This is a genomic window from Pseudomonas sp. JUb42 (genome assembly GCF_024807945.1).
GTDB lineage: Bacteria > Pseudomonadota > Gammaproteobacteria > Pseudomonadales > Pseudomonadaceae > Aquipseudomonas.
In genome coordinates, this window is record NZ_JANUFD010000007.1 from 400,008 (window position 1) to 419,079 (window position 19,072).

The 19,072-nt window shown below is 61.0% G+C and carries 16 protein-coding genes and 1 tRNA gene; 14 read left to right on the forward strand and 3 right to left on the reverse strand.

Annotated features, from left to right (window positions below):
• Nucleotides 1-12 precede the first annotated feature (12 nt).
• Nucleotides 13-1,044: a small ribosomal subunit biogenesis GTPase RsgA gene (gene rsgA, locus M2401_RS16560; RefSeq protein WP_259104444.1), complete on the reverse strand. Its 1,032-nt coding sequence runs from the start codon at nucleotides 1,042-1,044 to the stop codon at nucleotides 13-15.
• Nucleotides 1,045-1,153: 109 nt separating this feature from the next.
• Here rsgA and orn point away from each other — a divergent pair, with 109 nt between their 5' ends.
• Together orn and M2401_RS16570 are read left to right on the forward strand one after the other, a co-directional pair.
• Nucleotides 1,154-1,687: an oligoribonuclease gene (orn, locus tag M2401_RS16565; protein ID WP_259104446.1), complete on the forward strand. Its 534-nt coding sequence runs from the start codon at nucleotides 1,154-1,156 to the stop codon at nucleotides 1,685-1,687.
• Nucleotides 1,688-1,700: 13 nt separating this feature from the next.
• Nucleotides 1,701-2,312 carry a trimeric intracellular cation channel family protein gene (locus tag M2401_RS16570; protein ID WP_259104448.1) on the forward strand — a complete coding sequence of 204 codons (612 nt, stop codon included), beginning with the start codon at nucleotides 1,701-1,703 and terminating at the stop codon, nucleotides 2,310-2,312.
• Nucleotides 2,313-2,454: 142 nt separating this feature from the next.
• Here the strand turns inward: M2401_RS16570 and queG are convergent, their stop codons facing one another.
• Nucleotides 2,455-3,546, reverse strand: a complete 1,092-nt coding sequence (queG, locus tag M2401_RS16575) for a tRNA epoxyqueuosine(34) reductase QueG (RefSeq protein ID WP_409033931.1) — start codon at nucleotides 3,544-3,546, stop codon at nucleotides 2,455-2,457.
• Nucleotides 3,547-3,608: 62 nt separating this feature from the next.
• Between queG and M2401_RS16580 the strand changes: the two genes are divergently transcribed.
• From M2401_RS16580 to M2401_RS16635, 12 genes are all read left to right on the forward strand, one after another.
• Complete coding sequence (locus M2401_RS16580) at nucleotides 3,609-5,114, forward strand: NAD(P)H-hydrate dehydratase (RefSeq protein ID WP_259104449.1); 1,506 nt, start codon at nucleotides 3,609-3,611, stop codon at nucleotides 5,112-5,114.
• A 26-nt stretch (nucleotides 5,115-5,140) separates the two neighbouring features.
• A complete protein-coding gene (tsaE, locus tag M2401_RS16585; RefSeq protein ID WP_409033939.1) occupies nucleotides 5,141-5,572 on the forward strand; it encodes a tRNA (adenosine(37)-N6)-threonylcarbamoyltransferase complex ATPase subunit type 1 TsaE in 432 nt (143 codons plus the stop codon).
• A gap of 17 nt (nucleotides 5,573-5,589) precedes the next feature.
• Complete coding sequence (locus M2401_RS16590) at nucleotides 5,590-7,008, forward strand: N-acetylmuramoyl-L-alanine amidase (protein ID WP_310504126.1); 1,419 nt, start codon at nucleotides 5,590-5,592, stop codon at nucleotides 7,006-7,008.
• Nucleotides 7,005-8,972, forward strand: coding sequence for a DNA mismatch repair endonuclease MutL (mutL, locus tag M2401_RS16595; RefSeq protein WP_259104454.1), 1,968 nt, complete (start codon nucleotides 7,005-7,007; stop codon nucleotides 8,970-8,972). The genes M2401_RS16590 and mutL overlap by 4 nt, the downstream gene beginning before the upstream one ends.
• Nucleotides 8,972-9,943: a tRNA (adenosine(37)-N6)-dimethylallyltransferase MiaA gene (gene miaA, locus M2401_RS16600; RefSeq protein ID WP_259104455.1), complete on the forward strand. Its 972-nt coding sequence runs from the start codon at nucleotides 8,972-8,974 to the stop codon at nucleotides 9,941-9,943. Before mutL ends, miaA begins: the two co-directional genes overlap by 1 nt.
• 91 nt (nucleotides 9,944-10,034) lie before the next feature.
• Nucleotides 10,035-10,295, forward strand: coding sequence for an RNA chaperone Hfq (gene hfq / locus M2401_RS16605; RefSeq protein ID WP_120127775.1), 261 nt, complete (start codon nucleotides 10,035-10,037; stop codon nucleotides 10,293-10,295).
• 12 nt (nucleotides 10,296-10,307) lie between these two features.
• The gene (gene hflX / locus M2401_RS16610) at nucleotides 10,308-11,609 is read left to right on the forward strand and encodes a ribosome rescue GTPase HflX (protein WP_259104458.1); all 1,302 of its coding nucleotides are present in this window, start codon (nucleotides 10,308-10,310) and stop codon (nucleotides 11,607-11,609) included.
• Between the two features lie 97 nt (nucleotides 11,610-11,706).
• On the forward strand, nucleotides 11,707-12,882 hold the full coding sequence (gene hflK / locus M2401_RS16615; protein WP_259104460.1) for an FtsH protease activity modulator HflK: 1,176 nt from the start codon (nucleotides 11,707-11,709) through the stop codon (nucleotides 12,880-12,882).
• Entirely contained in the window at nucleotides 12,882-13,751 is an 870-nt protein-coding gene (gene hflC / locus M2401_RS16620; RefSeq protein ID WP_259104462.1) for a protease modulator HflC, read from the forward strand. The genes hflK and hflC overlap by 1 nt, the downstream gene beginning before the upstream one ends.
• Nucleotides 13,752-14,025: 274 nt before the next feature.
• Nucleotides 14,026-15,213 (forward strand): ATP phosphoribosyltransferase regulatory subunit, encoded by a 1,188-nt coding sequence (locus tag M2401_RS16625; RefSeq protein ID WP_259104463.1) that lies wholly within the window; start codon nucleotides 14,026-14,028, stop codon nucleotides 15,211-15,213.
• A gap of 54 nt (nucleotides 15,214-15,267) precedes the next feature.
• Nucleotides 15,268-16,560 carry an adenylosuccinate synthase gene (locus M2401_RS16630; protein WP_259104465.1) on the forward strand — a complete coding sequence of 431 codons (1,293 nt, stop codon included), beginning with the start codon at nucleotides 15,268-15,270 and terminating at the stop codon, nucleotides 16,558-16,560.
• 151 nt (nucleotides 16,561-16,711) lie between these two features.
• Nucleotides 16,712-18,646 carry a methyl-accepting chemotaxis protein gene (locus M2401_RS16635; RefSeq protein ID WP_259104467.1) on the forward strand — a complete coding sequence of 645 codons (1,935 nt, stop codon included), beginning with the start codon at nucleotides 16,712-16,714 and terminating at the stop codon, nucleotides 18,644-18,646.
• 162 nt (nucleotides 18,647-18,808) lie between these two features.
• On the opposite strand, the gene M2401_RS16640 is transcribed toward M2401_RS16635, so the two are convergent.
• A tRNA-Leu gene (locus M2401_RS16640) sits at nucleotides 18,809-18,895 on the reverse strand.
• Nucleotides 18,896-19,072 lie beyond the last annotated feature (177 nt).

Sequence of the window (19,072 nt, forward strand, 5' to 3'; positions counted from 1 at the left end):
ACGCGAATCAGCTCAATAGCTGGACTCCGGCAGGCTGGCGATGATCGAGCGATAGCTGTTCATGCGCTGCTGCTGGACGCGGCCGTCTTCCAGAGCCTTGAGCAGGGCGCAACCGGGCTCGCGGTCGTGCTTGCAGTCGCGGAAGCGGCAAGTGCCGATCAAGTCGTTGAATTCGATAAAACCGGCTTCGACATCATGACGGCTGACGTGGCCGAGACCGAACTCGCGGATACCCGGTGAGTCGATCAGGTCGCCACCTCGGGGGAAGTGGAACAGCCGCGCCGTGGTCGTGGTGTGGGTGCCCTGACCAGACAGCTCGGACAGCGGCCCGACACGGGTTTCGACTTCCGGCAGCAGACTGTTGACCAGGGACGATTTGCCGACCCCCGACTGCCCGACGAACACGCTGATATGGCCATCGAGCTGGGCTTGCAACTGTTGCATGCCATCGCCCTGATGCGCCGACACTTCCAGCACCGGATAACCCAGTTGCCGATAGACCGCCAGCAGCGCATTGAGCGCCGGGGCGTTCTGTTCGTCGATCAGGTCGGCCTTGTTCAGCAGCAGCAAGGGACGAATCCCGGCGTGCTCGGCGGCCACCAGATAGCGGTCGATGAGGTTGGCGTGGGGCTCAGGCATGGGCGCAAAGACAATCACGATCAGATCGACGTTGGCGGCCACCGGCTTGAGCTGGCCGCGGCTGTCCGGACGGCACAGCTCGGTGCCCCGTGGCAGTTGCGCGACGATCACGCCGATGCCCTGGTTGCCCGCGCGCCAGACGACGCGGTCGCCGGTCACCAGCGCAGGCAGGTTGGCCCGCAGGTGGCAGCGGAAGACCTGGCCTTGCAGCTCGCCTTCCTGGGCCTCGACTTCCACCTGGACGCCGAAGTGGGCGATGACCAGGCCCGTCTGCTCGGGGCCGAGATCGCCACCTTCCAGAGTCTCCAGTGTATGGGACTCGCGTTTGGCGGCGCGGGCAGCGCGTTCGCCCTGGATTTTTTCGATGCGCCAGTTTTGGCGACGATTGAGTTGGCGTTTGGCCATGGGTGTTCCGAGTCGATAAAACAGCTAATTGGGTGATGCCGGTAAAACGGGCTGGAGTCTACCACGCCGGGGTGAGCTAAACTGCGCGCCTACGTTGAGGAGCCGACACATGCAGAACAAGCAGAACCTGATTTGGATCGATCTGGAAATGACCGGTCTGGATCCGGACACCGATGTCATTATCGAAATGGCCACCATCATCACCGACAGCGAACTCAATACCCTGGCCGAAGGCCCGGTGATCGCCGTGCACCAGAGCGATGAAACCCTCGCCGGTATGGATGAGTGGAACACCCGCCAGCACGGCGGCTCGGGTCTGACCCAGCGCGTGCGCGAGAGCACCATCAGCATGGCTGAGGCCGAGGCGCAGACCCTGGCGTTCATCCAGCAATGGGTGCCGGAGCGCAGCTCGCCGATCTGCGGCAACAGCATTTGCCAGGATCGCCGCTTCCTGTACCGCCACATGCGGACCTTGGAAAACTATTTCCACTACCGCAACCTCGACGTCTCGACGCTCAAGGAACTGGCTGCCCGCTGGTCGCCTGAGCTGAAATTCAAGAAGGGCAGCACCCACCTTGCTTTGGACGATATCCGCGAGTCCATCGCCGAGCTGCGTTACTACCGCGAGCATTTCATCAAGTAAGGCGCCTGACTCCGTGCTGCTGACGCTTTATTTGATCGCGATTACCGCAGAAGCCATGACCGGCGCGCTGTCCGCCGGACGGCGCGGCATGGACTGGTTCGGCGTGGTGCTGATTGCTTGCGTGACGGCCCTGGGTGGCGGCTCGGTGCGCGATGTGCTGCTTGGGCACTATCCGCTGACCTGGGTGCGTCACCCGGAATACCTGATCCTGACCAGTGTCGCGGCCTTGCTGACAATCTTCATTGCGCCGCTGATGCGTCATCTGCGCTCGCTGTTTCTGGTGCTGGACGCCCTGGGGTTAGTGGCATTTACCCTGATCGGCTGCACCACGGCGCTGGAGACCGGGCATGGCCTGCTGGTGGCTTCGGTGTGCGGGGTGATTACCGGGGTGTTTGGCGGGATTCTGCGGGATATCTTCTGTAACGATATCCCTCTGGTGTTCCGTCGCGAGCTGTACGCCAGCGTCTCGTTCCTTGCCGCCTGGTGCTTTCTGCTGTGCCAGCATCTGGGGCTGCCGACGGAGCAGAGCGTGTTCATCACTCTGTTTGCCGGGTTGCTGCTGCGGTTATTGGCAATTCGCAATCATTGGGAAATGCCGAAATTTGTCTATAAGGACGAGCAATAAGCAGGCGAGAGCGGATATTGCGGCGGCGAATTGTGGGAGCGAATTCATTCGCGAAAGCGGTATTCCAGTCGCTGAAGAGGTGTCGAATTCAGCTGCCTCTTCGCGAATGAATTCGCTCCCACAGAATCGCGCCTATAGAGCCCTAATCGCGGCTGTTGTGTTGTCTCAACGCCCACTCCACATGCTCACGTACCATTTCCGACGGATACTCCCGTCGCGCCTCCAGCGCCTGCAAGACCGGAATCGTCGATGGCGCATTGCCCAAGCCCACCGCCAGATTGCGCAGCCAGCGTTCATAACCGGCGCGGCGCAGGGGGGATCCCTCCGTATTGCTGAGGAATGTCGCCTCGTCCCACATAAACAGCTGGGCCAGTTCACTATTGTCCAGGTTGTGCCGGGGCTGGAAGTCGCTCTGCTCGGTGGGGCGGGCGAAGCGGTTCCAGGGGCAGACAATCTGACAATCGTCGCAACCAAACACCCGGTTACCAATTAAAGGACGCAGTTCTTCCGGAATCGCCGTCTTGAGCTCGATGGTCAGGTAGGAAATGCAGCGCCGGGCGTCCAGCACATAGGGGCCGACAAAGGCCGCCGTTGGGCAGATATCCAGGCAGGCGGTGCAGCGCCCGCAGTGTTCGGTGGTGTGAGGGGCGTCGACGGGCAAGGCCAGGTCGACGAACAGCTCGCCCAAAAAGAAGAAACTGCCGGCCTTGCGGTTGAGTACCAGGGTGTTCTTGCCAATCCAGCCCAGCCCGGCCTGCTCGGCGATGGCCTTCTCCAGTACTGGCGCGCTGTCGACGAAGGCGCGATAGCCGAACGGGCCGATGGCCTGCTGGATGCGCTCAGCCAGCTGCTGCACACGCTTGCGGATCAGCTTGTGATAGTCGCGGCCCAGTGCGTAGCGCGAGACGTAGGCTTTTGCAGGCTCGGTCAGGCGCTGAGTCATCTCGGTGTCGCCGGGCAGGTAATCCATGCGCAGGGACACCACGCTGAGGGTACCGGGCACCAATTCATCCGGATGGGAACGTTTGCTGCCATGGGCAGCCATATAGTCCATCTCGCCATGGTAGCCAGCGTCCAGCCAGCGTTGCAGGTGCTGTTCGTGCTCAGCCAGCTCCAGGCCGCTGATGCCGACCTGTTGGAAACCCAGCTCACGACCCCAGGTCTTGATCGACTGGGCAAGGGTGGCCAGCTCAGCGCCGCTGAGTGTGAGTGGTTCGGCATTAATAGCGGACATGCAGAGGGGAAACCGATAACAAGATGCGTATAATTCTGCCAGACATCGGAGCCGATAGACGCATGCTCGACACTAAACCGCAATTACCCGACGCACTGTACAACGCCGCCCAGGTCCGCGACCTCGATGCGCGGCTGATTGCAGCGGGTACGCCTGGCCTGGAATTGATGCAGCGCGCCGCTCATGCAACCTGGCGCGCCATTCGTCGGCATTGGCCTGAGGGGCGCGCGCTGACGGTACTGGCCGGGCATGGTAACAATGCCGGGGACGGTTATCTGGTTGCGCTGTTGGCGCGCAAGGCCGGTTGGCAGGTCGCGGTAATGGCGGTGGGCGATCCCGCTGCGTTGTCCGGTGATGCAGCCACGGCCTACGCCAGCGCCCTGGCCGGTGCCGTCGATATCCAGCCCTGGTCCGGGCAAGCCCTGGATACCCCTTCAGCCATTATTCTCGATGCCCTGCTGGGCACCGGGTTGAACGGCGACGTGCGCTCGCCTTATGCCGAGGTCATTGCCGCGATCAACGCCAGCGGCCAGCCGGTCGCCGCCGTGGATATTCCTTCGGGCCTGAGTGCCGATACCGGCCGCGTCCTGGGCGCGGCGGTGCGTGCCAACCTGACGGTGAGTTTTATTGGCCTGAAACTTGGGCTGTTGACGGGCGAAGGCCGGGATTACTGCGGTGAGCTGGTCTTCGATGACTTGCAGGCCGACCCGCAGATTGTCGCCCAGGCGCCAAACAGCGCGACTCGCCTCGACAGCCATAACCTGCCGCAACTGGCGCCACGCTCGCCCTCGGCCCATAAAGGCCTGTTCGGCCGGGTGCTGGTACTGGGCGGCGACCATGGTTTCGGCGGTGCGACGCTACTGTCGTCGGAAAGCGCCCTGCGCAGTGGCGCAGGTATGGTCACTCTGGCGACCCGGGAAGAGCATGTGGTGGCGGCCTTGAGTCGTTTCCCTGAAGTCATGACCGTGGGCGTAGGTTCGGCCAATCAGGTGCAGGGGTTGATCGAAGCCGCCAGCGTGCTGGTCGTGGGGCCTGGTCTGGGTCAGGCCAGTTGGGGCAAAAGCCTGCTGTCGGCGGCGGCCAATGCGTCCAAGGCCCAGGTCTGGGATGCCGATGCCCTGAACCAATTGGCGAACGGTAATGTCAGTTTGCCTGCAAATTCTGTCATCACCCCGCATCCCGGTGAAGCGGCGCGTCTGTTGGGTATCGAAACCCGTGCAGTGCAGGCAGATCGCCCGGCGGCGGCCCTGGCCCTGGCGCGTAAATTCAATACCGTTTGCGTGCTCAAGGGCAGCGGCAGTCTGATTGCCGACAGCAATGGGCGCTTGGCCTTGTGTGATCGCGGTCATCCGGCCATGGCCACCGCCGGGCTGGGTGATGTCCTGGCCGGCTTGGTCGGGGCGCTGCTGGCGCAGACGATGGAACCGTTCGAAGCTGCTTGCCTGGGTGTCTGGCTGCATGCCCGGGCCGGTGAGCAGTTGGGCCAGGCCGGGCGAGGCCTGGCCGCCAGTGATTTGATTCCTGTTATTCGTCAGCTTTTGGAGGAGCTACAACCGTGTCTGAGTTAATCGTCAATCTGGTCGGTGAAGAGGCCATGATGGGCTTCGGCGCGCGCCTTGCCGCAGTCACCGGCGCGGTGGGCGTGATTTTCCTCGAAGGCGATCTGGGAGCAGGCAAGACCACCCTGTCCCGAGGCCTGATTCGCGGCCTGGGCCATGTGGGAGCGGTAAAGAGTCCGACCTTTACCCTGGTCGAGCCCTACGAAATCGGCAGCCTGCGTGCCTATCACTTCGACCTCTATCGGCTGGTCGACCCCGAGGAGCTGGAGTACCTGGGGATTCGCGATTATCTGGAAGAGGATGCACTTTGTTTGATCGAGTGGCCCGATCGCGGTGCAGGCTTTTTGCCAAAGCCTGACATGACCATTACCATTAGGCCCCAAGCACAAGGCCGCTCGCTGTTGCTGAGCCCTCATGGTTCGCGCGGGGAAGCCTGGTGCGCCGCTTTAGCATTGGAATTCAAATAGAAATGGGGTTGTCAGGTATGCGCATGCGCGCGCTGGTTGCTGTGATGGGGCTGCTGTTGATGGCGCTGGCTGTCGACGTATTGGCCGCGACACAGGTCCGAAGTGTTCGCTTATGGCGCGCGCCGGATAACACACGGCTGGTTTTCGACCTGTCCGGTACGGTGCAGCACAGCGTATTCACCCTGACGTCGCCCGATCGTCTGGTTATCGATATCAATGGCGCGACCCTTGGCGGCCCGCTGAATATCGCCACGGCCAATACTCCGATCATCAGCATGCGCTCGGCCCAGCGAACGCCGACCGACCTGCGTGTGGTCATCGATCTGAAGAAGGCCGTGACCCCCAAGAGCTTTGTTCTGGCGCCGAACCAGCAATACGGTAACCGGCTGGTCGTGGATCTCTACGACAATGCCGAGGACGCCAATCCGCCGCCCGCGCTGCCGCCGACCACCGTTACCGCAGCGCCGGCCGTGCCGGTCAGCCCGTCCAAGCCTGAAATCAAACTCGCCCCGGTGCCCAACGGCAAGCGCGATATCGTGATTGTCGTGGACGCCGGTCATGGCGGCGAAGACCCCGGCGCCTCTGGCTCCAGCGGGCAGAAAGAGAAAAACGTGGTGCTCTCCATCGCCAAGGAGCTGCAACGGCAGATCAACGCTGAGAAGGGCTATCGCGCAGAACTGACCCGTACCGGCGACTATTTCATCCCGCTGCGCAAACGTACGGAAATTGCCCGTGCTAAAGGCGCCGACCTGTTCGTCTCGATCCATGCCGACGCCGCGCCATCCTCTGCGGCCTTTGGTGCCTCGGTGTTTGCCCTGTCCGAGCGTGGCGCGACTTCCGAGACCGCGCGCTGGCTGGCCGACAGTGAAAACCGTTCCGACCTGATCGGTGGTGCCGGAGCTGTAAGCCTGGACGACAAGGACCGCATGCTGGCCGGGGTACTCCTGGACCTTTCTATGACCGCCTCGCTGTCGTCGAGCCTGAACGTGGGTCAGAAAGTTCTGAGCAACATCGGTCGCGTGACTTCGCTGCACAAGCAGAGAGTGGAGCAGGCCGGGTTCATGGTGCTGAAATCTCCTGATATTCCGTCGATCCTCGTGGAAACCGGGTTTATCTCGAACAATGCCGAGGCCAACAAACTGCAAGCGGCTTCGCACCAGCAGGCCTTGGCGCGCTCGATCAATGCAGGGGTCAAACAATTCTTCCAGCAGAATCCGCCGCAGGGCACTTATATCGCCTGGCTGCGGGATAACGGCAAGCTGGCCCAGGGCCCGCGCAATCATGTGGTTCGCTCCGGCGAAACCCTGGCCATGGTTGCGGCTCGCTACGATATGAGCCCGGCCGCCCTGCGCAGTGCCAACGATCTCAAGAGTGATGATTTGCGCATTGGTCAGGATCTGAAAATCCCGAATACGGAGCTGGCGTCACAGCCATGACAGACCTTCTGATAGACAGCGCCGAGCCGGTTATCGCAAGCCCCGTGGCTGAAGTTGCCGAGAATGCCGCGCGCATCGAATTGCTCAGCCCGCGCCTGGCCAACCAGATTGCCGCCGGTGAAGTGGTCGAGCGACCTGCCTCGGTGATCAAGGAACTGTTGGAAAACAGCCTGGATTCCGGTGCCCGGCGTATCGATGTCGATGTCGAGCAGGCCGGGATCAAGTTGCTGCGGGTGCGCGATGACGGTCGCGGTATCGCTTCCGATGACCTGCCGCTGGCCCTGGCCCGCCATGCCACCAGCAAGATTCGCGAACTCGAAGACCTGGAGCGGGTGATGAGCCTGGGGTTTCGCGGTGAGGCACTGGCGTCGATCAGCTCGGTGGCCCGCCTGACCCTGACGTCCCGCACCCGTGGCGCCGATCAGGCCTGGCAGGTGGAAACCGAAGGCCGCGACATGGCGTCGCGGGTACAGCCCGCTGCGCATCCGGTCGGCACCTCGGTGGAAGTGCGCGACCTGTTCTTCAATACGCCGGCCCGTCGCAAGTTTCTCAAGGCCGAGAAAACCGAATTCGATCACCTGCAGGAAGTGATAAAGCGCATGGCCCTGGCGCGTTTCGACGTGGCCTTCCATCTGCGCCATAACGGCAAGACCGTCCTCAGCCTGCACGAAGCCCATGACGACACCGCCCGCGCGCGGCGCGTATCGGCGATCTGCGGGCCGGGCTTCCTGGAGCAGGCGCTGCCGATCGAAATCGAGCGCAATGGCCTGCATCTGTGGGGCTGGGTCGGTTTGCCGACGTTCTCCCGCAGTCAGGCCGACCTGCAGTATTTCTTCGTCAATGGCCGTGCTGTGCGCGACAAACTGGTCGCTCATGCGGTGCGCCAGGCCTATCGCGACGTGCTGTTCAATGGCCGTCACCCGACCTTCGTGCTGTTTTTCGAAGTCGATCCGGCAGCCGTAGACGTCAACGTGCACCCGACCAAGCACGAAGTGCGTTTCCGTGACGGGCGCATGGTCCATGACTTCCTCTATGGCACCTTGCACCGCGCCCTGGGCGATGTGCGCCCGGAAGACCAGTTGTCCGGCACGGTGCCTGCGGCAATACAGGAGCGGGTCACGGGGATTGATGCCGGTGAATTCGGCCCCCAGGGCGAGATGCGCCTGGCCGCCAACCTGCTGGAACAGCCCCAGGGCGATGCCTATAACCGGCCTGCCGGGTCGGGCGCGGGCAGCGGTTATCAGTATCAGTACACGCCAAGACCTACCTCATCGGTGCCGGTGGCTGACGCCCAGGCCGCCTATCGCGAGTTTTTTGCACCGCTTCCGGCCGGTAGCGCACCTGCCGGTGCTGTGTCCCTGCCGGAATCCCAGGGCGATATTCCGCCATTGGGCTATGCCCTGGCCCAGCTCAAGGGCATCTATATTCTTGCGGAGAACGCCATCGGCCTGGTGCTGGTGGACATGCACGCCGCCCACGAACGCATCATGTACGAGCGTCTGAAGATCGCCATGGCCAGCGAAGGCCTCAGCGGTCAGCCGCTGCTGGTGCCGGAATCCATCGCAGTCAGCCAGCGCGAAGCCGATTGCGCCGAAGAGCACATGGCGACGTTCCAGCAGCTGGGCTTCGAGTTGCAGCGCCTGGGCCCGGAAAGCCTGGCGATCCGTCAGATCCCGGCGCTGCTCAAGCAGGCCGAGGCCAATCGCCTGGTGCACGACGTACTCGCCGACCTGATGGAATACGGCACCAGCGACCGCGTGCAGGCGCATATGAACGAATTGCTCGGCACCATGGCCTGTCATGGTGCGGTGCGGGCCAATCGCCGCCTGGCGATCCCGGAAATGAACGCCTTGCTGCGCGACATGGAAAACACCGAGCGCAGCGGCCAATGCAACCATGGCCGGCCGACCTGGACCCAGATGGGCCTGGACGATCTCGACAAACTTTTCCTGCGTGGTCGCTGATGAGCGCTTTTCCTCCGGCCATTTTTTTGATGGGGCCGACCGCCGCAGGCAAGACCGACCTGGCCATGGAGCTGACCAAGGTGCTGCCTTGCGAGCTGATCAGCGTCGATTCGGCGCTGGTCTACCGCGGTATGGATATCGGCACGGCCAAGCCCTCCAGGGCCCAGTTGGCCGAGTTTCCCCATCGTCTGATCGATATTCTCGATCCGTCGCAAAGCTATTCGGCGGCCGACTTTCGCACTGATGCCCTGGCGGCCATGGCCGAAATCACCGCGCGGGGCAATATTCCCCTGCTGGTCGGTGGCACGATGCTGTATTTCAAGACTCTATTGGAAGGCATGGCTGACATGCCGTCAGCCGATGCTCAGGTGCGTGCCGAGTTGGAAGCGCGGGCAGCGGATCACGGCTGGCAGGCTTTGCATGACGAGTTGGCACAGGTTGACCCGGTTTCTGCGGCACGTATTCATCCCAATGATCCGCAGCGCCTGATCCGCGCGCTGGAGGTTTACCGGGTCAGTGGCATGAATATGACAGCACACAGAGAACAACAAACTGCGCAAAGTACCGACGCAGCCGCTTCGGGGCGTCGGCAATTGCCCTATACTGTCGCCAGCCTGGCCATCGCTCCGGTGGATCGCAAGGTTTTGCACGACCGTATTGCGCTACGATTTTCACAAATGCTGGATCAGGGGTTTCTGGACGAAGTACTGGCATTGCGCTCAAGAGGCGACCTGCATGCCGGGTTGCCTTCGATACGAGCTGTCGGTTATCGCCAGGTCTGGGATCACCTGGATGGAAAGCTGACTTGGGATGAAATGCGGGAACGGGGCATCATTGCGACGCGCCAGTTGGCCAAACGGCAGTTCACCTGGCTACGCAGCTGGGAGAATCTGCACTGGCTGGACAGTCTGGAGAGCGACAATCTGCCGCGTGCCTTGAAATACTTGGGATCGGTCTCCATATTGGGCTGAGTCTCTGCAATAGCCGTCTATCCTTGGGGGGTGGCCGGTTCAAGCCAATGAATTCGAATTATTATTATTGATCCTTAAAGGAGTGCGGCACATGTCAAAAGGGCATTCGCTACAAGACCCTTACCTGAACACTTTGCGTAAAGAGAAAGTGGGGGTATCGATCTATCTGGTGAACGGGATCAAGCTGCAGGGCACCATCGAGTCTTTCGATCAGTTTGTCATTTTGCTGAAGAACACCGTCAGCCAAATGGTCTACAAGCACGCCATTTCCACCGTTGTACCGGTTCGTCCAATCCGTCTGCCTAGCGCTTCCGAGTCCGAAACGGGCGACGCTGAGCCAGGTAACGCCTGATAGGAGTCTGCTTTGTTCTTTGAGCGCCACAGTGGTGGTGAACGAGCCATTCTTGTTCATTTGGATGGTCAGGACCCTGAGGCGCGTGAAGATCCGCAGGAGTTTCAGGAGCTGGCCATCTCGGCCGGCGCCGATACCGTCGCGTTTTTCAACGTGCCGCGTCATCGGCCATCGGCCAAATACCTGATCGGTTCCGGCAAAGTCGAGGAGCTGCGTGATCAGGTCAAGGCCGAACAGGCCGATCTGGTGATTTTCAATCACACACTCACTCCCAGCCAGGAACGCAACCTGGAGCGTGCTTTCGAGTGTCGCGTGATCGACCGTACCGGTCTGATCCTCGATATCTTCGCCCAGCGCGCGCGTACCCACGAAGGCAAGTTGCAGGTCGAACTGGCGCAGCTCGAACACATGAGCACGCGTCTGGTTCGCGGCTGGACTCACCTTGAGCGACAGGGCGGCGGTATCGGTCTGCGCGGGCCGGGTGAAACCCAGCTCGAGACCGACCGCCGCCTGCTGCGTGTGCGTCTGCGCCAGCTCAAGGGGCGTCTGGAGAAGGTCCGCAGTCAGCGTGAACAGGCCCGTCGTGGGCGCAAGCGCGCCGACATTCCTTCGGTTTCACTGGTGGGTTACACCAACGCAGGCAAATCGACGCTGTTCAACGCGGTGACCCAATCCGACGTATTCGCCGCCGACCAGTTGTTCGCCACACTCGACCCGACCCTGCGCCGTCTGCAATTGGACGACCTGGGGCCGATCGTGCTGGCGGACACTGTGGGCTTCATTCGCCACCTGCCGCACAAGCTGGTCGAGGCCTTTCGGGCTACGCTCGAAGAGTCGAGCAACTCAGACCTGCTGCTGCATATCATCGACTCCCATGAGCCTGAGCGCATGGAGCAGATCGAGCAGGTGATGGCGGTGTTGACCGAGATTGGCGCTCATGAGCTGCCGATCCTTGAGGTATACAACAAGATCGACCTGCTCGAGGGCGTGGAGCCGCAGATCCAGCGTGATGCCAATGGCAAGCCGCAACGGGTCTGGGTTTCCGCCCGCGACGGTCGAGGGCTGGACCTGCTCAAGCAGGCGGTGGCCGAGCTGCTGGGTGATGATTTGTTCGTCGGCACCTTGCACTTGTCCCAGCGTTTTGCTCGACTGCGCGCTCAGTTTTTCAATGCGGGTGCGGTACAAAGCGAAACCCATGACGAAGAAGGCAGCAGCCTGCTGGCGGTGCGTTTGCCGCGAGTGGAGCTCAATCGACTGGTGAGTCGCGAAGGATTGCAGCCGCTAGAGTTTATTGAACAACACACTTTGCAATAAAAAGCGCGGGAAAGCCGTTACACGGTATTCACGGGCATTCTGTAGCATGGGTCGGCGCGCCGCGGGCGCGTCTTTGCTTTATCAGATGGAGAGCGCTATGGCTTGGAATGAGCCGGGTGGCAACTCGAACAATCAGGATCCCTGGGGTGGCAAACGCCGTGGTGGCGGCGACCGCAAGGGACCGCCCGATCTCGACGAAGCCTTCCGCAAGCTACAGGAAAGCCTGAACGGGTTGTTCGGTGGCGGTAAGAAACGCAGCGGTGATGGCGGCGGCAACGGGCCGCGCAGCGGTGGTGGCGGTGGCTTCGGCCTGCTGGGCATCGGCCTTTTCGTTCTGCTGGCTATCTGGCTGTACAGCGCCATTTATGTAGTGGACGAGCAGGAGCAGGCTGTCGTCCTGCGTTTCGGCAAGTACCACGAGACCGTTGGGCCGGGCCTTAACATCTATTTCCCGCCTTTCGATCGCAAGTATCTGGAAAACGTGACGCGCGAGCGTGCCTACAGCAAGCAGGGGCAGATGTTGACCGAAGACGAGAACATCGTCGAAGTGCCTTTGACCGTGCAGTACAAGATCACCAACCTGCAGGACTTCGTGCTGAACGTTGACCAGCCTGAGGTGAGCCTGCAACACGCCACTGAAAGTGCGCTGCGCCATGTCGTGGGTTCCACGGCCATGGATCAGGTGCTGACCGAGGGTCGTGAAGTGATGGCCAGTGCGATCAAGGAGCGTCTGCAACGTTTCCTCGATACCTATCGCACCGGCATTACCGTGACCCAGGTGAACGTGCAGAGCGCTGCCGCGCCGCGTGACGTTCAGGAAGCCTTCGACGACGTGATCCGTGCCCGTGAAGACGAACAGCGCTCGCGCAACCAGGCTGAAACCTACGCCAACGGGGTTATCCCGGAAGCCCGTGGTCAGGCCCAGCGCATCATCGAAGATGCCAACGGTTATCGCGACGAAGTGATCTCTCGCGCCAAGGGTGAGGCTGACCGCTTTACCAAGCTGGTGGCCGAGTACCGCAAGGCACCGGAAGTCACTCGCGAGCGTCTGTACCTGGAAACCATGCAGGATGTGTACAGCAACACCAGCAAGGTCCTGATTACCGGCGACAAGGGGCAGAACAATCTGCTTTACCTGCCATTGGATAAAATGATCGACAACAGCCGCAGCAGTACTCCGCCGACCACGAGCTCCAGCTCTTCCGGTACGGATACGGGCGCGCGTAGCGTGGATCCACAGCAGCGCGAAGTGCGCACCAGGGAGAGTCGCTGATGAGCAATAAATCACTGATCGCCCTGATCCTTTGCGCGGTCCTGGCCGTAGTGGCCTGGAACAGCTTCTATATCGTTGCCCAGACCGAGCGCGCAGTCCTGCTGCAATTCGGTCGTGTCGTGCAGTCCGATGTGTCGCCTGGCCTGCATGTGAAGGTTCCGTACGTCAACCAGGTGCGCAAGTTCGACGGCCGCCTGCTGACGCTTGATGCGCCGACCCAGCGGTTCCTGACCCTGGAAAAGAAAGCCGTCATGGTTGATGCCTACGCCAAATGGCGGGTCAAGGACGCCGAGCGCTTCTACACCGCGACCTCGGGTCTGAAGCAGATTGCCGACGAACGTCTGTCGCGTCGTCTGGAATCCGGCCTGCGTGACCAGTTCGGCAAGCGCACCCTGCACGAAGTCGTGTCGGGTGAGCGTGACGCACTGATGGCTGACATCACTGGCTCGTTGAACAAAATGGCCGAGAAAGAACTGGGTATCGAAGTTGTCGATGTCCGGGTCAAGGCCATCGACCTGCCCAAGGAAGTCAACCGCAGCGTGTTCGAGCGCATGAGCACGGAGCGTGAGCGCGAGGCGCGTGAGCACCGGGCCAAGGGTAACGAACTGGCAGAAGGCATTCGTGCTGACGCCGACCGTCAGCGCCGCGTGCTGCTGGCCGAGGCTTATCGTGAGTCGGAAGAGGCCCGTGGTGATGGCGATGCCCAGGCAGCGTCGATCTACTCCAAGGCCTACGGTCAGGACCAGGAGTTCTATGCGTTTTACCGCAGCCTGCGTGCCTACCGTGAAAGCTTCGCGAACAAAAGTGACGTGATGGTGCTTGATCCAAGTAGCGAGTTCTTCCGCTATATGGGCAAAGCCAAGCCGTGATCTATTCATCCGCCGGGCGGCAAAACTGCCCGGCGGGGTGAATGCACGGTAAAACGTGTGTATGATGCGGCAGCCGGGAAATTCCCGGCTTTTTTGCGTCTGCACGATTGATTGGTCGTAGCCCGCATGGCTCGCGACAAGATTTTTCGAGGAGAGTGGTCTGCAAGGCCAGTTCCTGGGTATTTGTCGTGCCCGGAATATTGCTTTGACCGCTTTCTGCTTCACTCTAGGCTGGCACTGCTGCTGGCCGCCCGGATCATAGGGGAAAGGCGTAATGGCAACGGTTGACCGCTGGCTGCTACCAGATGGCATCGAAGAAGTACTGCCACCGGAAGCGGCGCGTATTGAAGTCGCGCGCCGTCAGGTGCTGGATCTGTTCCAGGGATGGGGCTATGAATTCGTCGTCACTCCGCATATCGAATACCTGGAATCGCTACTGACCGGTGCAGGTTCCGATCTCGATCTGCGCACCTTCAAGGTAGTCGATCCGCAATCGGGTCGGCAAATGGGTTTCCGCGCCGATATCACGCCGCAAGTTGCGCGTATCGATGCGCACACGCTGCGCCGCGAAGGCCCGAGCCGCCTGTGCTACGCCGGTAGCGTGCTGCATGCGCAGCCGCGTGCCCTGTCCACCTCGCGCAGCCCGATCCAGCTGGGTGCCGAGCTGTACGGCGATGCCAGCCCGAGCAGCGACGTCGAAGTCATCAGCCTGATGCTGGCCATGCTGCAACTGGCCGATGTGCCGGATGTCCATATGGACCTGGGTCATGTCGGTATCTACCGCGGCCTCGCCCGTGCCGCCGGTCTGTCCGGTCAGGTCGAGCAACAGTTGTTTGATGCTCTGCAGCGCAAGGCCATCGACGAAGTGATCGCCCTGACCGAAGGCCTGCCTGCGGATCTGGCTGGCATGCTGCAGGCCCTGGTTGGTCTCTGTGGCGGTCGTGAAGTCCTGGCTGCGGCCCGCGATCGCCTGGCCAACGCGCCGGCGCCGGTCCTGGCTGCGCTGGACGATTTGCTGACCATTGCCGAGCGCCTGGCTGCGCGTTTCCCTGATCTGCCGCTGTATTTTGACCTCGGCGAGTTGCGCGGCTACCACTACCATACGGGTGTGGTGTTTGCGGTATTCGTGCCGGGTGTCGGCCAGTCGATCGCCCAGGGCGGTCGCTATGATGACATCGGTGCCGATTTCGGCCGGGCCCGTCCCGCCACTGGCTTCTCCACCGATTTGAAGACCCTGGTCACCCTGGGTCGCGCAGATATCGAATTACCGTCTGGCGGTATCTGGATGCCGGACAGTACAGATGCGGCACTCTGGCAGCAGGTTTGCCAGTTGCGCAGCGAAGGTCAGCGTGTTGTTCAGGCTCTGCCCGGGCAGCAGGTGAGCGCTGCGCGTGAAGCCGACTGTGACCGGCAACTGATTCAGCATGGCGAGCGTTGGCAGGTAGTGCCGCTGGCTTCTTGAGTTTTCCTGCCGGCCGCCGCCGGCATTCAGTTTGCGTGAATGAGGACAAGTGTTATGGGTAAGAATGTCGTAGTCCTGGGCACCCAATGGGGTGATGAGGGCAAAGGCAAGATCGTTGATCTGCTGACCGAACATGCTACCGCCGTGGTTCGCTACCAAGGTGGCCACAACGCCGGTCACACTCTGGTGATCGACGGCGAAAAAACCGTTCTGCACCTGATTCCGTCCGGTGTCCTGCGCGAAGGCGTGCAGTGCCTGATCGGTAACGGTGTGGTCGTGGCGCCTGACGCGCTTATGCGTGAAATCATCAAGCTGGAAGAGAAGGGTATCCCGGTGCGCGAGCGCCTGCGTATCAGCCCGTCCTGCCCGCTGATTCTGTCCTACCACGTAGCGCTGGACCAGGCTCGTGAAAAGGCCCGTGGCGAGCTGAAGATCGGTACTACCGGTCGCGGCATCGGCCCGGCTTACGAAGACAAGGTGGCTCGTCGCGGTCTGCGCATCGGCGACCTGTTCCATCGTGAGCGCTTCGCCGCCAAGCTGGGCGAGTTGCTGGATTACCACAACTTCGTGCTGGTCAATTACTACAAAGAGCCGGCCATCGACTTCCAGAAAACTCTTGATGAGTGCATGGAATACGCTGAGCTGCTCAAGCCGATGATGCTCGACGTCACCGCTGCGCTGCACGAAATGCGTCGCGCCGGCAAAGACATCATGTTCGAAGGCGCACAAGGTTCACTGCTGGACATTGACCACGGTACCTACCCGTACGTCACCAGCTCCAACACCACCGCTGGCGGCATCGCTACCGGTTCGGGCATGGGGCCGATGTACCTGGATTACATCCTGGGTATTACCAAGGCCTACACCACGCGCGTCGGTTCGGGTCCTTTCCCGACTGAGTTGTTCGACGATGTTGGTGCGTTCCTGGCCAAGCGCGGGCACGAGTTTGGTGCAACCACCGGTCGCGCTCGTCGCTGCGGTTGGTTCGATGCCGTGATCCTGCGTCGCGCTATCGAAATCAACAGCATCTCGGGCCTGTGCCTGACCAAGCTGGACGTGCTCGATGGTCTGGAAACCATCAATATCTGCGTGGGTTACCAGAACGAAAACGGTGCAGTCATCGACGCGCCGACCGATGCCGACAGCTACATCGGCCTGGTTCCGGTCTACGAGGAGATGCCGGGTTGGACTGAATCGACCCTGGGCGCCAAGTCCCTGGAAGAGCTGCCAGCGGCTGCGCGTGCCTACATCAAGCGCGTCGAAGAGCTGGTCGGTGCACCCATCGACATTATTTCGACCGGTCCTGATCGCAACGAAACCATTGTTCTGCGTCATCCGTTCGCTTGATAAGTTATTGATGTACAAAGAAAGGGCCGCTATTGCGGCCCTTTTCTTTTTGGTCTTGATTCCAGTCACTGGAACGGCACGGCCTTTGCTGTTAAAAATGTCAGAAAAGGTGCCATCATTTTAATGGCGCTTATAGTGGAGGGTTTCTCCCGTGTCAGCTGTCCTCTCTCTGTTACGCAGTCGGCTGTTAAGGCCCGTATTCATTGCCCTCGGAATCGCCCTTTTGGTGCAAGTCCTGGTTGCCGTTGCCCTGACTCGGAGCACGGTGACTGCGCTCGAAGCCGATCTGGCGACGCGCCTGGGTGTAGATTCGCAACACTTGTCTTCGGAACTGGAACAAGCCAGTCAGCAGGTGACAAGCAGCCTGAACAATTTGTCGAGCAGCACCGGGCAACGTTTGAGCGACGGTTTGTCGGCGCGTCTGAAAGACGAACAGAAGCAATTGCGCGCCACCCTGGAAAAAGATCTTAAGGATTCGGCCACCGATATGGCCGAGTTGCTGGCGGCGGTTGCCCCGCGAGCCATGTGGGATAACGACACGCCGACCCTGTCGGAATTTGCCCGTCGCGCCCAGCGCAATCCCAATGTGCTGTTCGTGGTTTATGACGACGCAACCGGCGAGCACCTCACGCGTTACCTCAATCGCGAAAACCCGATCATCAAGGCCCTTTTGGCCAAGGGTGAGGGCGAGCGGGCGATGGATAAAGTGCTCAATGCCGCCAAGAACGATCCTTCCCTGTACTACGTTGAGGCCTCAATCAGCCCTAACGGCGTCGAGATCGGCAAGGTACGCATGGGGGTTTCCACGGCGTCGATCGACGAAAACGTAGCGGCTCTGGATAAACGCTTTGCAACGTTGCTCTCCAGTAGCAAACAATTGGTATCCGACAGTCTTAGCAGCGCCGCAGCCGACAGCTCGGCAGCCTTGCGTACCCGTCTGCAATCGGCACAGGGCGCAGCATCGGCCATGGCGACCAATACGTCTTCGGCGGTACAGGATGCGGCTGAAACATTGCGCTGGCGTATAGGCGTGGGCCTGGCCTTGGTCGGTCTGGGCGTTCTGTTGTTGCTGGCGGTGGTCCTGGGTCGTCGTGTAGTCAACAAGCTGTTGCTGTTGATTGCTGCGCTGGACGATCTGGCGGCAGGCGAGGGCGACCTGACCAAGCGGGTCAAGCTCGACAGTAATGACGAAATTGGTGATATGGCGGCAGCGGTCAACCGCTTTGTCGACAAGCTGCAGCCCATCGTCCGCGAAGCTGGTGATGTTGCCCAGCAGACCGGTGTCGAAATCGGTGCCATGAGTCGCCGCAATGCCGGGGCCGATGCCGCCGCTGAGTTGCAGCGTGACGAAGTGGCCGCGAGCCTTCAGGCGCTGGCGCAGATGGCTGACGAAGCCCAGGCGGAAAGCCACGCGATGCAGGCAGCGCTCAAGCAGGTGGTGGATATCCGCCAGGCCACTGACGAAAATACCCGTACTTCCAATCAGGTCGGCGGTTTGATCGAGGCTCTGGCCGGGCAGGTGGAAAACGGTGCGCAGGTCATCGAGCGTCTGGCCAAGCAAAGCGAACAGATTGAAGTGGTGCTGGAAGTGATTCATGGCATCGCCGAGCAGACCAACCTGCTGGCCCTTAACGCCGCCATCGAAGCGGCGCGTGCCGGGGAGACCGGTCGAGGGTTCGCGGTAGTTGCCGACGAAGTGCGGGCTTTGGCCAGCAAGACGCAAAGCTCCACCGGCGACATCCAAGAACATATCGCCAAGCTGCAGAGTGGGGCCAAGGAAGCGGTGGCAACCATTGGTCTGGCCGGGCGTCAGGCGAAGGAAGGGCTGGCGGTTCTGCGGGACAGCGCGCGGCTGCAACTGACTGTGCAGGCGTCGGTCGAGCAGGTTCACGCGGCCATTGGTCTGGCTACCAAGGCGGCGGAGCATCAGGCTCAGGGTGCGCAGGCGGTACGCGGTCGCGTCGAGGTCATCCATGCCCAGGCCGAGAAAGCGGCTCAGGCGGTGGTGGAGACCACAGCAAGCGGCAAGGCGCTGGACAAGCTGGCGGCGCAGCTCAAGGCGAGTCTGGGGCAGTTCAGGGCGTAGGGGGCAGGATCTCGTGGGAGCGAGGCTTGCCCGCGAAGAGGTCGGTAAATCTGGCGCATTGTTTGGGGCCGAAATACCGCCTTCGCGGGCAAGCCTCGCTCCCACAGGATTTGCGGATGCCAGAAAACACAAAACCGAGCACAAGGCTCGGTTTCGTTGAATTGGTGCCCAGAAGAAGACTCGAACTTCCACGACCTTGCGGTCACCAGCACCTGAAGCTGGCGTGTCTACCAATTTCACCATCTGGGCAATGCGCTGATTTAATTAGATTTATCGCTCGAATGCAACTAAAAACGTAACTATTTTTGCGATAATCTTTTTCAGCTTTCGTAAAACACAAAACCGAGCACAAGGCTCGGTTTCGTTGAATTGGTGCCCAGAAGAAGACTCGAACTTCCACGACCTTGCGGTCACCAGCACCTGAAG